The organism is Ruegeria sp. G5, from assembly GCF_056533365.1.
This window is the reverse complement of the sequence record NZ_JBQFOK010000007.1, coordinates 1-13,217: the sequence shown is the minus strand read 5'-3', so window position 1 is coordinate 13,217 and position 13,217 is coordinate 1. Positions and strand designations below refer to the sequence as shown.

Below are 13,217 nucleotides of genomic sequence, written 5' to 3'. Positions count from 1 at the left end.
CGCTGCGTCCGGCCCTTACCGAAACGGGTACATCCACCCTTTGTAGTCATTCACCAGAACATGCGCTCTTTCAATCTGCTCCGGCGTCATTTTCTTGACCACTTCCTCAAGGCTGATCGCCGCATCGGGGTCGCCGCCAATCGCGCTAAGCGTGTACCACATATACGCCCGAACCAGATCGGGCGCAGGCATGCCCAGACCCAGCTCATAGTACCAGCCGACACCCGACTGCGCCCCCGGGTGCCCCTTCATCGAAGCACGCAGATACCAGTCAAACGCCCGCTCGTAATCCTGCTCGACCCCCAGCCCAAGGCCGTACATGACGCCGATCAACTCTTCGGCCTCGGCATTGCCGGACCGCGCGGCGGGCAGCAGTTCCTCGCGTGCGGCTTCAAACTCACCGGCCTCCATCATGTCGCGCGCTTGTTCCAGCTCGGCCAGCGTCGGGGTCGCAAAAAGGCAAAGGGCAAATACAAGCTGGCGCATGGGGTTTTCTTCCTTTTCGTCGGTGCAGCGGCAGCGCAGGAACTGCCGCGCCCGCTGACCGATGATGACTTTATCCTCTTTGATATGAAACAGGCCGCCATCGGTCATCAACTGTTTTACGACCCCATCTTGTCAGGCAACCAGAACATATCCTGCGCCCATTGCCACCACCCGGATTTCGGCACTTCGGACGGGTTGTCTTTGGGCATAGGCGAAGGCGGGCAAGGGCTGGGGCCGGACCGCACGCCTGGCATTGGCGCGGATAAAATCCGAAAACGCATCCCGCGTAACTCGCCCGGGCTCTGGAACCTTGGCGCGAAAGAGATTCACACCGTATTCCACGATGGCCGCCTGAGTATCTCGGATGTCTACGGCAACGAGTTCAACTCTCCGGCGCAGGAATGGTTGCCTGAGGGTCTGAACTCGCTGCTCGCCGCACAGGCGCTGTTCCCGCTGACCTCGCAATTCGAAATGGCGGGGAATGTCGGCGAAAATCAAGTGACCGGAGCGGTTGCAGACAGGATTGATCTGGGCTGGCCAATCCTTGCCAAACGTGTGCGTACCGATCCGGGCTATGGCAAGGCCATGGTCGCCGCTTTTGATGAGGTTGAAACGACCGAAGACATCACCATCACCCAGATCGCCAACGCCCTGGCCGCGTTCATGGCGGTTGAGTGGCGCAGTGCCGACAGCCCCTTCGATCAGTATTTGACGGGCGACGCATCAGCCCTGACGACAGATCAGAAAGAGGGAATGGACCTGTTCTATGGCAAGGCAAATTGCGCCTCGTGCCATTCCGGCCCGCTAATGTCGGATCAGGAATTCCATGCGCTGGCGCTACCGCCCTTTGGGCCGGGTCGCACGCGGCAATGGGATCCTTATGTGCGTGACGTTGGCCGCATGGGCGAAAGCGACCGGCTTGAGGACGCCTATCGCTTTCGCACCCCGATGCTACGCAATGTCGCCCTGACCGCACCTTACGGGCATAACGGAGCGTTTCCTGATCTTGAAAGCATGATCCGGCATCATCTGAACCCCGAACACAGCCTGTCACACTGGACAAAAGATATGGCGGCGTTGCCCCGCATCCCGTGGCTGCAAAAAGCCGATTTTATAGTGTGGGATGATCGGCTGGAAATGGAGCGGCAGCGCAAAAAGATCGACATAACCCCGGTGCAGTTGTCGGACGCCGAAATCAGTAGCCTTGTGGCGTTTATGCACGCACTGACTGGAACAAGTGTGGATACACCGCCTTTCGGTGTGCCAGCAGATTTCGAGCCGTAAAAAAGCCCCGCAAATGCAGGGCTTTTTTGTTATTCTGCTGCTTCCTCGTATTCCGACATCGGCGGGCAAGTGCATACGAGGTTTCGGTCGCCGTAGGCGTTATCGACGCGGTTGACCGGCGACCAGTATTTGTCGACGCCCATGGAACCCGGAGGGAAACAGGCCTGTTCGCGGGTGTAGGGGCGGTCCCAGTCTCCGACCAGATCGCGCACCGTGTGGGGGGCGTTTTTCAGCGGGTTGTTCTCTGCGTCGATCTTGCCGTCGATGATGTCCTGCGCCTCGGCCCGGATGGACAGCATGGCGTCGCAGAAACGGTCTAGTTCGTCCTTCGGCTCGGATTCCGTCGGCTCCACCATCAGCGTACCCGCCACCGGCCAGGACATGGTCGGGGCGTGGAAGCCGGAATCGACCAGACGCTTGGCGACATCGTCCACGGTCACATGCGCCTCGGCGTCCAGCGGGCGCGTGTCGAGGATGCATTCATGTGCCACACGTCCGGTCTCGGACGTATATAGGATCGGATAGGCATCCTGCAGACGTGCGGCGATGTAGTTGGCATTCAGGATCGCCACTTTCGTGGCCTGCGTCAGACCCGCGCCGCCCATCAGCAGCACATAGGCCCAACTGACCGGCAGGATTGAGGGCGAGCCGAAGGGCGCCGCCGAGACCGGGCCCACGGCGGTGCCGTATTCCGGGTGGCCCGGCAGGTGTTCCTCCAGATGCGCCTTGACGCCGATCGGACCCATGCCCGGGCCACCACCGCCATGGGGGATGCAGAAGGTCTTGTGCAGGTTCAGGTGGCTGACATCTCCGCCAATGTCACCGGGACGTGACAGTCCCACCATGGCGTTCATGTTGGCCCCGTCGATATAGACCTGACCGCCGTGGTCATGGGTGATCTGGCAGACCTCCTGCACGGTGGTCTCGAACACGCCATGGGTCGAGGGGTAGGTGATCATGCAACCGGCCAGATGATCGGAATGCTTCTCGGCCTTGGCGCGGAAGTCCGCAAGGTCGATATTGCCGTTCTCATCCGATTGCACGGGCACCACCTGCCAGCCCACCATCTGGGCCGAGGCCGGGTTGGTCCCATGCGCCGAGGTCGGGATAAGGCAGACATTGCGGTGCCCTTCGCCGCGGGCGAAGTGATAGTTGCGGATGGTCAGGAGGCCTGCGTATTCGCCCTGCGCACCCGAGTTGGGCTGCTGGCTGATCGCGTCGTAGCCGGTGATCTGGCACAGCTTGTCGTTCAGATCAGTAATCATCTCGTGATATCCCTGGGCCTGATCTTCCGGGCAGAACGGGTGCAGATTGCCGAACTCAGGCCAGGTGACCGGGATCATCTCGATCGTGGCGTTCAGCTTCATGGTGCAAGAGCCCAGCGGGATCATCGCCCGGTCCAGCGCCAGATCACGGTCGGCCAGACGGCGCATATAGCGGGTCATCTCGGCCTCGGCCCGGTTCTTGTGAAAGATCGGGTGGGTCAGATACGGCGTCTCGCGCAGCGCGTAATCCGGCAAGCGGTACGCCACGTTCGAGCTGTCATCGGTTCGGTCGATGCCAAAGGCACCCCAGACGGCCTCAATGGTTTCAGCGCGGGTTTGTTCATCGAGGCTGATGCCCACTTTCGTGTCACCGACCTTGCGCAGGTTGACGCCACGGGCCACGGCGGCCTCCATGACGGTCTTTTGCAGGTGGCCGACTTCCACGGTGATGGTGTCAAAGAATACCTCAGGTTCGACCGTGAAGCCCGCCTCTTCCAGACCAACAGCCAGACGCGAGGTCTTGCGGTGCACCGATTGCGCGATGGCCTTGATGCCGTCGGGGCCGTGGTACACGGCATACATCGAGGCGATGACGGCCAGCAGCGCCTGCGCGGTGCAGACGTTCGAGTTCGCCTTTTCGCGGCGAATGTGCTGTTCACGGGTCTGCAGCGACAGGCGGTACGCCTTGTTGCCCCGGCTGTCGATGCTGACACCGATGATCCGGCCGGGCATGGCGCGTTTCAGCTTGTCGGTGGTCGCCATATAGGCCGCGTGCGGGCCGCCATAGCCCATCGGCACGCCAAAGCGCTGGGTCGAGCCGATGGCGATATCCGCGCCCATCTCACCCGGTGACTTCAGCAGCGCCAGCGACAGGATGTCGGCAGCGACGATGGCGATAGCCTTGTGTTCATGCAGCGCCGCGATCTCGGCGGTGAAGTCGCGTACATGACCATGGGTGCCAGGGTATTGGAAGATCGCGCCAAAGACGGCGTCTGCTTCCAGTTGGTCAGGATCGCCTACCTGTACGTCGATGCCCAAGGGCTCGGCGCGGGTTTTGATCACAGCGATGGTCTGCGGGTGGCAGTTACGGTCGACAAAGAAGGCTGCGTTGTTGGCCTTGGACCGCCCGCCACGTTTGGCCATGGCCATCGCCTCAGCCGCTGCGGTGGCTTCGTCCAGCAGGGAGGCATTGGCGACGTCCAGCCCGGTCAGGTCACTAACCATGGTCTGGAAGTTCAACAGCGCCTCAAGACGGCCCTGGCTGATCTCGGGCTGATAGGGAGTGTATGCCGTGTACCAGGCCGGGTTTTCCAGAATGTTGCGCAGGATCGGTGCAGGCGTGGTGGTGCCGTAATACCCCTGCCCGATCAGCGAGGTCAGGACCTTGTTCTTGCTCGCCACCTCTTTCATGTGGAACAGCGCATCGCGTTCGGTCATCGCGGGACCCCAGTCCAGCGGGTCCTTCTGCCGGATCGCAGGTGGGACAGTGGCGTCGATCAGCTGGTCCAGCGTCTTGAAGCCGATCACCTTGAGCATATCGCGCATCTCGGTTGGGCTGGGCCCGATATGGCGGCGGTTGGCGAAGTCATAGGCTTCGTAATCGGTCAGTTTGAAAGCCATTGGTAGCGCTCCTCAAGGAAGGTCCCGCCCGGCCGCTGTGGCAGGTGCCTCCGGCGGGGATATTTTTAGCCAGATGAAGGACGGATCCGCGCGGGGACCCGCCTTGGGTTCAGCCGATGAAAGCTTTGTAGCCCGCTTCGTCCATCAGATCTTCGAGCTGCGATGCGTCAGCGATCTTGATTTTGTAGATCCATGCGTTGCCTTCTGGATCTTCGTTCAGCGCGCCGGGGTTATCTGCAAGGGTTTCGTTGACCTCGATGATCTCACCATCGACCGGCGCGTAGAGTTCCGAAGCGGCTTTGACAGACTCGATCACGCCAATCTCGCCATCCTTGGCAAATTCGTCACCAACTTCCTGTTGTTCAACGAACACCACATCCCCAAGCTGCTCGGCAGCGTGCTGGGTAATGCCCAGAGTGGCCGTGTCACCATCGACATCGATCCATTCATGCTCTTCGGAATAATAGGTTGCCATGCTTCTCTCTCCTGACTTCAACGCTTGTAATTCTGGGTGACGAAGGGCAGCGCTGCGATCTGCGCCGGTTGCGGCTTGCCCCGGATGATCAGGTTGACGGCTTCGCCCGGAGCGGCGTGTCCTGCTGAGACATAACCCATTGCTACCGGACCACCGACCGTGGGGCCGAAACCACCCGATGTGATCTGACCAATTGTGTTGCCCTCGGAGCATTGGATCTCAACGCCCTGACGCGCCGGGGCGCGGCCCTCGGGCTTGATGCCAACCAGCTTGCGCGAAGGCCCCTCTGCCAGTTCCATCTGGATGCGTTCTGCACCGGGAAAGCCGCCTTCTTCTTTGCGGCGTTTCTGGATTGCCCAGCCCAGAGAGGCCTCGATCGGAGAGGTCGTCTGGTCGATATCATTGCCGTAGAGGCACAAACCAGCTTCGAGTCGCAAGCTATCGCGTGCGCCTAAACCAGCGGGCTCGCAATCTTCATGGGCCAGAAACGCGCGGGTTATTCCTATCGCTTCAGCCTCTGGGATCGAAATCTCGTACCCGTCCTCACCGGTGTAACCCAAACGCGAAATACGGCATTCGACACCGTTGATTTCCGCCACTGTGGTTTCCATGAACTTGAGATCGCGCGCCGCGGGACAAAGGCCCCCAACAACATCCTCGGCCTTCGGACCTTGCACGGCCACCAGTGCGCGGTCGAAGATTTCGGTCACCTTAACGCCGTCTAAATGCGCCTGTATATGCGGGATGTCCTGATGGCGCAGCGCGGCATTCACCACTACAAAATAGTGGTCCCCCGCTTTCGACACGATCAGGTCATCCATGATCCCGCCATCGGCATTGGTGAAAAACCCGTACCGCGCCTTACCCTCTTTCAAGGTTGCGTAGGCTTGGGGGCATAGTGCCTCGAGCTTTTCACCTACGTTTTCACCCCTAAGGATCACCTGACCCATATGGCTGACGTCGAACACAGCCGCTTTTTCCCGGCAGTGCTTGTGCTCACCCATAATCCCCAAAGGATATTGGACCGGCATCTCCCACCCTGCAAAGTCGACCATCTTACCGCCAAGCTCGACATGAAGATCGTAGAGCGGTGTGCGTTTTGGTGCGTCAGTCATGTCGAAGACCCCTCCAAGCCCGTTGTCCAAAACTGCTGCCCATATCGGTTGGGCAACAAGGTGCGACATACGTTCCTTTCCAACTTTTTCCGGGACCATTCCCCAAGTCAACCAGCAGATGCCAGCGTGTTTGGTTATGTGCAGAATCGTCGGTATACTCGTGTATGCCTGATTTTGTGTCGTATAGGAAACTTTTTTCCGTTACGCAACACGGGAATTTTACCATGGGCCGAAACAAGCCGCGCGCTTTCGGGTAAGCAGGTTCAATCCCCAAGTTTTTTGCCATCCAGCGAACGAACGTCTCTGGTCCCGACCGGGAACCTGCCCTAAGACTTTGCGGCAAGAGAGGCGCACATGTCACATATTACCCTGATACGTCACGGCCAGGCCAACACCGCTGCACGAGATGAACGGAACTATGACAAGCTCAGTGAACTGGGCCATCAACAGGCACATTGGCTTGGCGCGCATCTGCAAGCCACACGGGCACATTATCCACGCGTGTATTGTGGGACCCTGACCAGGCACGTCGAGACAGCGGCCAGCATGGGCCTTCCTGAACCGATTCAGGACGCAAGGCTGAACGAGATTGAGTATTTCACCCTCGCCAAGTTGCTTGAAGATCAAAAGGGCATAGCCGTTCCCACCGACCGCGAAGAGTTCGTCGAACACCTGCCGCGAACTTTCGCAGCCTGGGCCAATGGCGAGATTCAGGATACACCTGAAACCTTTGTCGAATTCGAAACCCGCGTATCAGACGCGCTGCGCGACATCGGCACCGAAGGTGGGCCCGCCATTGTGGTGACCTCTGGCGGGTTGATCTCGATGGTGGTGCGACAGGCCATGGGGCTGGATATTCCGGCAATGGCGCGGGTGGCGCTTGCGATCATGAATACGTCGATGCACCGCCTTCACCCGATTGGAACACAGCTGAGCCCCGTGTTGTTCAACGCTGTTCCGCATCTGGAAGCACCAGACCGGCAATACGCACAAACTCACCTGTAAGGAGGCTACGATGCAGCTCTATTATGCCCCGCGCACGATCTCGGTCGCTGTCGCCATTGTGCTCGAAGAAAGCGGGCTCGACTATGAAGCAATCAAGCTGGACTTCGCTGGTGGCGAACAGACAAAGCCCGCCTACAGGCAGATCAACCCCAAGGGTCGCGTTCCGGCACTGGCGGTTGAAGGCGGCATTCTGACCGAGACCGGCGCGCTGCTGGACTATATTGCGACGATTGCTCCGCAGGCGGGGCTGGTCCCTGAGGATCCGGTGATGGCGGCACGGATGCGTGAGGTGATGTACTACCTTGCCTCGACCATGCATGTGAACCACGCCCACAAGATGCGCGGGCACCGTTGGGCAGACAAAAAGCCCAGTTTGAAAGACATGAAGGACAAGGTTACCCAGACGATGACTGCGTCCTGCGAGTATATCTCGTCCAACGGGTTGCGTGGGCCATTCGTGCTGGGTGACACGTTCTCGCTGGCCGATGCCTACCTTTATGTCGTGTGCAGCTGGCTGGAAGGGGACGGGGTTGATGTCTCGGCCTTTCCCAAGATTATCGCCTTCCGCGAGGCGATGGAGACGAGACCTTCGGTTAAGGCGGTGCGTGCCGCCGGGATGCTCTGACAAAAGGAATACGAATGACACATCTCTGGGTCCGGGCGGAACAGCGCCCGAACGAGGAACGGGTCGGACTGACCCCCGAAGGCGCTGCGGCGTTGATCGCGGCAGGCATCCGCGTGACGGTCGAGGAAAGTTCGGTCCGCGCGATCCCGCTGGACGGTTACAAAGAGGCCGGGTGTGAGATCGCAGCCGAGAACTCATGGCCCAAAGCCCCGCTGGATGCGATCATCTTCGGCCTCAAAGAGCTGCCGGAAGACGGGACGCCTCTGCCCCATCGCCACATCATGTTTGGCCATGCCTATAAGGGCCAACACTCAGGCCGCGCGCTGCTAGAGCGGTTCAAGGCCGGCGGCGGCACGCTTTATGATTTGGAATATCTGGTGGACGAAGACGGCCGCCGTGTTGCTGCCTTTGGCTATTGGGCCGGGTATGCGGGCGGTGCGGTCACTCTGAAAACCTGGGTCGCCCAGCAACAGGGGCAGGAGTGCCCTCCGGTCGGTGTATATCCCGGTAAGGACGCCTTGAACGCCGAACTGCTGGCACAGTTGGACGCCACCGGCACCCGTCCCACCGCCATCGTCATCGGCGCCTTGGGCCGCGTGGGCACCGGCGCTGCGGATCTGTGCGAGGCTATGGGCGTCGCCGTGACCAAATGGGATATGGCCGAGACCGCAAGCGGCGGACCCTTCCCTGAAATCCTTGATCACGACCTGTTCCTGAACTGCATCTTCGCACGTCCCGGAACGCCCGTCTTTGTTCCGCGCGAGGCACTGACCGCGCCGCGCAAACTGACTGCGATCGGTGACGTGGCCTGCGACCCGGACAGCGATTACAACCCGGTCCCGGTCTATGACCGCGCCACCACGTGGGACGCCCCCGCCCTGCGCGTGGCCGATGATCCGGTGATGGATGTGATGGCCATCGACAACCTGCCCTCAATGCTGCCTGTCGAAAGCTCGCAGGACTATGCCACACAACTGCTTCCCTCGCTGCTGACACTGACCGATCTGGACAGCGGCGTCTGGGGTCGGGCACGGGCCGAATTCGTCAAACACTGTTAGGCAAGGCAACCATGGAACACCTGATCGGGGCAGCAGCGGCAATTTTGGGAACAGTGTGCTGGTTGCCTCAGACTCTCAAAACGTGGCGCACCCGCGAAACAAAAGACCTGTCCCTTCCTGCCAACTTGCTGATCCTGACCACGCTGACACTGTGGCTGATCTATGGGCTGATGATCGCTGCATGGCCGTTGATCCTTGGCAATGTGATATCAATTCTGCTGGTCGGTGCGATTGTAACCGCGAAACTTAAATTCGGCTGAAAGCCGAAAAGGAGCATACGAATGACGATTCACTGGTGTGGCACCGGCCTGTCGGCCATCCCCGGCCTGCGCCGCCTGATCGACGGCGGGCACAAGGTTACCGTCTGGAACCGGACCATCGAAAAAGCCAAGGCCGAAGTTGGCGATCTGACCGACGACATCCGCGCCTTTGACCTCGACGCGCTTGGTGCCGCGCTGGAAAAGGGCGACGTGATCGTGTCCATGCTGCCCGGCGACTGGCATGTGCCGCTGGCAGAACTGGCGATCTCAAAACAAGCCAACTTTGTTTCGTCGTCGTATATAGCGCCCGAAATGCGCGCACTGGACGACAAGGCGCGCGAAGCCGGTGTGGCGCTGGTCAATGAGGTTGGGCTGGACCCGGGTATCGACCACCTGATGGCCCATGCGCTGGTCGCCGATTATCGCGCGTCGGGTGCATTCGATCCGCAAAACCACCTGAGCTTTATTTCATATTGCGGTGGTATTCCCAAAAACCCGAACCCGTTCCGCTATAAATTCAGCTGGTCGCCTCTGGGTGTGCTCAAGGCGCTGCGGTCCCCGTCCAAGTCGATCCGCGACTACGCCCCGCTGGATGTTGCGCGGCCATGGGACGCGATCAGCAGCTATATCGCGCCGCTGCCCACACCCGAAAGCTTTGAGGTCTATCCCAACCGCGACTCACTGCCCTTCATGGCCGAGTACCAGTTCGAGGATCACTGGACCGTCAAAGAATTCGTCCGCGGCACCTTGCGGTTAAACGGTTGGGCCGATGCGTGGTCGGACGTGTTTACCGAGATCGAAAGCCTCTCGGGCCCCGAAGGCGACGCGCGCCTGAAAGAGATGTCCGATCAGTTCTGGGCCGAGAATGCCTATGACGAAGGCGAGCCCGATCGCGTTGTTTTGTGCGTCGGCCTGAAGGCTCAAAAAGACGGAATAGATGTCTGGAACAAGACTTACGTGATGGATGCTTGGGGCGATGCCAGAGGCACAGCAATGGCCCGCCTCGTTTCAATCCCTGTGTCTTTGGCGGTAGAGGCCGTATTAGAGCGCGCCATCCCGGCAGGTGTCAGCGCGGCGCCCAGTGACCCAAAACTGGTACAGAATTGGATGGCCGAAATCGACAGGCTGGCACAGCATTTGCAGATTGTGGATCACACCATGTGACCCCGTTTCTTATTAGACGCAAAAACAAAAGCCGTTCCGAGTTTTGGAACGGCTTTATGTTTTGGCGGGGTTTTGACTTGCCCTGTTCCTGAGGTGTGCAGCAACACAGGCTATGATCCCGCGACTTCGGTCTTTAGTCATGATCGCTCAGATATACCTTTCGATCGTATCTTCGATGTCACTGCGATTTATTCCCAGCTCTGATAGCTGGTGATCGCTCAGGCGGTTCAGTTCTTGCGCGGCGCGCACAATATCCGCCCGGATCGCCTTTATTTTCATGGCTCGGTCAAACAGGACCAATGCACTGGCGTTCGGTGTCACCGCAATGCTTGAAATCGTATCCAGCATAACACTCCTCCCTGTTACGTTTCAGCTTGGTTGGCGTTCGCCGGTGTTACGCGGCTTGCTGATAGGGCTGATGGGCATAGACACTTTGATAAGCACGCTCTTTGATCTTGTCGCGCGGAACGCCAATATCGTCCAATTGCTTGTCGCTCAGGGCTTCCAGCTCACGTACGGTTTTGGCAAAAATCCGACGGCGGAACTGTTCGACTCTTGCCTCGGCGTAGTTCGAGAACAATCCAAAAAACAGGCTCTTCTGCGGGGTAACAGTTTGTGCGGTTCCCATATTATCCTCCATTGAGTTTGTGTTGCTTTACCAGTCACACATCAAATAAAGGCTGGCCAAATTAACGATGTCGGTCCGCCAGATTAAGCTTCGTTAATCTTGTCCCGTGCACCTGCGGCGGCGCTTTTTGAGCGACCTCGACCCGCCTTGGGGCACTGAACTGCACACGAAAACCACACCTGAAAGTGAACCGCTAAAGGCCGATTCAATGGGATTCCCTACTATCCGTGACCCGTTCATTCGCTAGTTGAATAGGGGTGTACTGACGGATGAATAGGCGCTGACATGGCTATCAATCACCGGGATATCAAAGCCAACGGGCAAGGCACCCTGACGCAACAAGCGCGGCTCTGGTCGGGTCTTGTTCTATTGATCTATGCAACGGGGCATTTCATCAACCACGCGCTCGGCCTTGTATCGCTCGACTGGATGGATCGCACGTTGTCGGTGATGTCCCTTGTCTGGAGCTCGGTTCCCGGCACCGTTCTTCTTTACGGCTCTTTCGGTGTGCACATCCTTTTGGGTGCCGTCAGTATTCTAAGTATCCGCAGCCTGAAAATGCCATTCTGGCGCTGGTTCCAAATCATACTGGGTCTTGCCATCCCCTATTGGCTGGTCAGCCATGTCATCGTGACCCGGGGTTCAGAATTGGTCACAGGCGTTCCTGTGACATACGTGCAAGAGCTTTCGCTGCTCTGGCCTGTGTCAGCCATCAAGCAGAACGCGCTGCTGCTGCTGGTCTGGTTACATGGAATGATCGGCGTGCATTTCTGGTTGCGCCCAAAACAATGGTACAAGAACGGGTTGTTGGTTTTACTGCCGTTGGCCGTCGCCGTACCTATCGTCGCGATGGCCGGATGGATGACGGCCGCACAGCGCGAACTGCTTCGTATCAACCTCGATCCTAGCTCGACCGAAGCCGTGGAATTGGCCGAACGCGTTTCTGTCGTGCGTCAGGCCGTTTCGGAATACCAGGCTATCGCCCAAGGTTGGGTGGTCATCATATTGTGCGGACTTCTGACGCTATTCCTATTGTTCTTCATAGCAACCAGTTTGCGGCGCCGCGTACGCGTAACATATGGGGAAGGTCTGACTGTCGACGCAGCGCCTGGCAAAACGATTTTGGACATCAGCCGAGACAACGGCCTTTCGCATGTATCGGTTTGCGGCGGTCGGGCCCGCTGCTCGACCTGTAGGGTTGTGGTGGTCGCGGGAGAGGATGGCCTCAGCCCCATTGGCCCGGCAGAGCGTAAGCTGCTCGACAAAATCAACGCCGAGCCCAACATGCGCCTTGCTTGCCAAACACGCGTAACCGGCGACACCAGTATCCGTCCACTGATCCAACCAAAACGCCTGGCGTCTACTCCTTTGAAATCAGACCCTTATGGATGGGGCGTAGAACGTGAAGTCAGTGTGCTGAATTTGAAGATCAAAGAGTTCAGACCCTTCGTCGACAAAACACTGCCCTATGACGTCATCTTCGTTCTAAACCAGCTTTTGGATCAAATGGTCGAGCAGATCGAGGAGCAAAACGGCCATATCGATAAGTTCACCAACGATGGTTTGACTGCAGTTTTCGGTTTGGAAACGCACAAAACGCAGGCCGCAAGATCGGCATTGTCAGCCGCTGCAAACTGTCAATTGATTTTGCAACAGCATCAAGGAAGCCTGGAACAGCATCTGGAGGAACCACTGCAAGTTGGCATCGGGGTTCATTCAGGACGAGCGGTCATCGGGCGTGTGGGGAAATCTGCAGGTCAAACAGGGCTGACACCTGTCACCGCAATCGGTACAGTTTCGGTCATCGCAGAGGCCTTTGAAACCGTTACCCATAAGATTGAGGCTGGTATTATCTACTCGAAATACATGCACGACCTTTGCGGCTTGGGCGTGGCGGACATGTTGGGTAAAACGGGTGGAATTACCATTCAGGGCCTTTCGGAACCGGTTCCCGCCGTCATCATCAAAAACAGCGGACCGCTGAAGAAAAAGCTTGAGATCACTTAAGCTAGAAGTGCTTGATCAAAACGTCATGCATTAAGCCGAGGCACATTGAGCTGTGTGGCTTAAAGAACCAAAAACTAGTCGCAATCTGAGCAGTTACAGAAGCTGGTCGCTGAATGACCGTTCGTTTTCTGGAATTTCATCGTGTTAGAGAGGATTGGGCTTTTACTAGGTTTGGCGGTGACCTACTCTCCCGGGGCTTAAGCCCAAGTACCATTGGCGCGGCAG

General features: G+C 58.4%; 13 protein-coding genes. 7 read left to right on the top strand and 6 right to left on the bottom strand.

Annotated elements, in window-relative coordinates:
• Positions 1 to 15: 15 nt before the first annotated feature.
• Complete coding sequence (locus ACR0BD_RS12965) at positions 16 to 486, bottom strand: tetratricopeptide repeat protein (RefSeq protein ID WP_480831287.1); 471 nt, start codon at positions 484 to 486, stop codon at positions 16 to 18.
• Positions 487 to 570: 84 nt separating this feature from the next.
• Between ACR0BD_RS12965 and ACR0BD_RS12960 the strand changes: the two genes are divergently transcribed.
• Positions 571 to 1,770, top strand: coding sequence for a cytochrome-c peroxidase (locus ACR0BD_RS12960; RefSeq protein ID WP_480831018.1), 1,200 nt, complete (start codon positions 571 to 573; stop codon positions 1,768 to 1,770).
• 29 nt (positions 1,771 to 1,799) lie between these two features.
• Here the strand turns inward: ACR0BD_RS12960 and gcvP are convergent, their stop codons facing one another.
• From gcvP to gcvT, 3 genes are all read right to left on the bottom strand, one after another.
• Positions 1,800 to 4,655: an aminomethyl-transferring glycine dehydrogenase gene (gene gcvP, locus ACR0BD_RS12955; protein ID WP_480831016.1), complete on the bottom strand. Its 2,856-nt coding sequence runs from the start codon at positions 4,653 to 4,655 to the stop codon at positions 1,800 to 1,802.
• 109 nt (positions 4,656 to 4,764) lie between these two features.
• A complete protein-coding gene (gene gcvH, locus ACR0BD_RS12950; protein WP_480698109.1) occupies positions 4,765 to 5,130 on the bottom strand; it encodes a glycine cleavage system protein GcvH in 366 nt (121 codons plus the stop codon).
• 17 nt (positions 5,131 to 5,147) lie between these two features.
• Positions 5,148 to 6,245: a glycine cleavage system aminomethyltransferase GcvT gene (gene gcvT / locus ACR0BD_RS12945; RefSeq protein ID WP_480831014.1), complete on the bottom strand. Its 1,098-nt coding sequence runs from the start codon at positions 6,243 to 6,245 to the stop codon at positions 5,148 to 5,150.
• Positions 6,246 to 6,599: 354 nt separating this feature from the next.
• On the opposite strand from gcvT, the gene ACR0BD_RS12940 reads away from it, so the two are divergent.
• Genes ACR0BD_RS12940 through ACR0BD_RS12920 form a run of 5 tightly spaced genes read left to right on the top strand, consistent with a single transcriptional unit; the run spans position 6,600 to position 10,357 of the window.
• Positions 6,600 to 7,250: a histidine phosphatase family protein gene (locus ACR0BD_RS12940; RefSeq protein ID WP_480831012.1), complete on the top strand. Its 651-nt coding sequence runs from the start codon at positions 6,600 to 6,602 to the stop codon at positions 7,248 to 7,250.
• A gap of 10 nt (positions 7,251 to 7,260) precedes the next feature.
• Positions 7,261 to 7,875: a glutathione S-transferase family protein gene (locus tag ACR0BD_RS12935; protein ID WP_480831010.1), complete on the top strand. Its 615-nt coding sequence runs from the start codon at positions 7,261 to 7,263 to the stop codon at positions 7,873 to 7,875.
• A gap of 14 nt (positions 7,876 to 7,889) precedes the next feature.
• Positions 7,890 to 8,933 (top strand): saccharopine dehydrogenase, encoded by a 1,044-nt coding sequence (locus ACR0BD_RS12930; RefSeq protein WP_480831009.1) that lies wholly within the window; start codon positions 7,890 to 7,892, stop codon positions 8,931 to 8,933.
• Positions 8,934 to 8,944: 11 nt separating this feature from the next.
• Positions 8,945 to 9,193: a SemiSWEET family sugar transporter gene (locus ACR0BD_RS12925; RefSeq protein WP_480698119.1), complete on the top strand. Its 249-nt coding sequence runs from the start codon at positions 8,945 to 8,947 to the stop codon at positions 9,191 to 9,193.
• A 21-nt stretch (positions 9,194 to 9,214) separates the two neighbouring features.
• Complete coding sequence (locus ACR0BD_RS12920) at positions 9,215 to 10,357, top strand: saccharopine dehydrogenase family protein (RefSeq protein WP_480831007.1); 1,143 nt, start codon at positions 9,215 to 9,217, stop codon at positions 10,355 to 10,357.
• A 147-nt stretch (positions 10,358 to 10,504) separates the two neighbouring features.
• On the opposite strand, the gene ACR0BD_RS12915 is transcribed toward ACR0BD_RS12920, so the two are convergent.
• Positions 10,505 to 10,705, bottom strand: coding sequence for a YjiS-like domain-containing protein (locus tag ACR0BD_RS12915; RefSeq protein WP_480831005.1), 201 nt, complete (start codon positions 10,703 to 10,705; stop codon positions 10,505 to 10,507).
• A 46-nt stretch (positions 10,706 to 10,751) separates the two neighbouring features.
• Positions 10,752 to 10,985: a DUF1127 domain-containing protein gene (locus tag ACR0BD_RS12910; RefSeq protein ID WP_480698124.1), complete on the bottom strand. Its 234-nt coding sequence runs from the start codon at positions 10,983 to 10,985 to the stop codon at positions 10,752 to 10,754.
• Positions 10,986 to 11,270: 285 nt separating this feature from the next.
• Here ACR0BD_RS12910 and ACR0BD_RS12905 point away from each other — a divergent pair, with 285 nt between their 5' ends.
• Entirely contained in the window at positions 11,271 to 12,992 is a 1,722-nt protein-coding gene (locus ACR0BD_RS12905; RefSeq protein ID WP_480831003.1) for an adenylate/guanylate cyclase domain-containing protein, read from the top strand.
• Positions 12,993 to 13,217 lie beyond the last annotated feature (225 nt).

Bases quoted from the DNA above. Each gene is read 5' to 3' on its own strand.
- ACR0BD_RS12920 (WP_480831007.1), top strand. From the start codon at position 9,215: ATGACGATTCACTGGTGTGGCACCGGCCTGTCGGCCATCCCCGGCCTG.
- ACR0BD_RS12930 (WP_480831009.1), top strand. From the start codon at position 7,890: ATGACACATCTCTGGGTCCGGGCGGAACAGCGCCCGAACGAGGAACGG.
- ACR0BD_RS12925 (WP_480698119.1), top strand. From the start codon at position 8,945: ATGGAACACCTGATCGGGGCAGCAGCGGCAATTTTGGGAACAGTGTGC.
- gcvP (WP_480831016.1), bottom strand. From the start codon at position 4,655: ATGGCTTTCAAACTGACCGATTACGAAGCCTATGACTTCGCCAACCGC.
- ACR0BD_RS12915 (WP_480831005.1), bottom strand. From the start codon at position 10,705: ATGCTGGATACGATTTCAAGCATTGCGGTGACACCGAACGCCAGTGCA.
- ACR0BD_RS12965 (WP_480831287.1), bottom strand. From the start codon at position 486: ATGCGCCAGCTTGTATTTGCCCTTTGCCTTTTTGCGACCCCGACGCTG.
- ACR0BD_RS12940 (WP_480831012.1), top strand. From the start codon at position 6,600: ATGTCACATATTACCCTGATACGTCACGGCCAGGCCAACACCGCTGCA.
- ACR0BD_RS12935 (WP_480831010.1), top strand. From the start codon at position 7,261: ATGCAGCTCTATTATGCCCCGCGCACGATCTCGGTCGCTGTCGCCATT.
- ACR0BD_RS12905 (WP_480831003.1), top strand. From the start codon at position 11,271: ATGGCTATCAATCACCGGGATATCAAAGCCAACGGGCAAGGCACCCTG.
- gcvH (WP_480698109.1), bottom strand. From the start codon at position 5,130: ATGGCAACCTATTATTCCGAAGAGCATGAATGGATCGATGTCGATGGT.
- ACR0BD_RS12960 (WP_480831018.1), top strand. From the start codon at position 571: ATGAAACAGGCCGCCATCGGTCATCAACTGTTTTACGACCCCATCTTG.
- gcvT (WP_480831014.1), bottom strand. From the start codon at position 6,245: ATGACTGACGCACCAAAACGCACACCGCTCTACGATCTTCATGTCGAG.
- ACR0BD_RS12910 (WP_480698124.1), bottom strand. From the start codon at position 10,985: ATGGGAACCGCACAAACTGTTACCCCGCAGAAGAGCCTGTTTTTTGGA.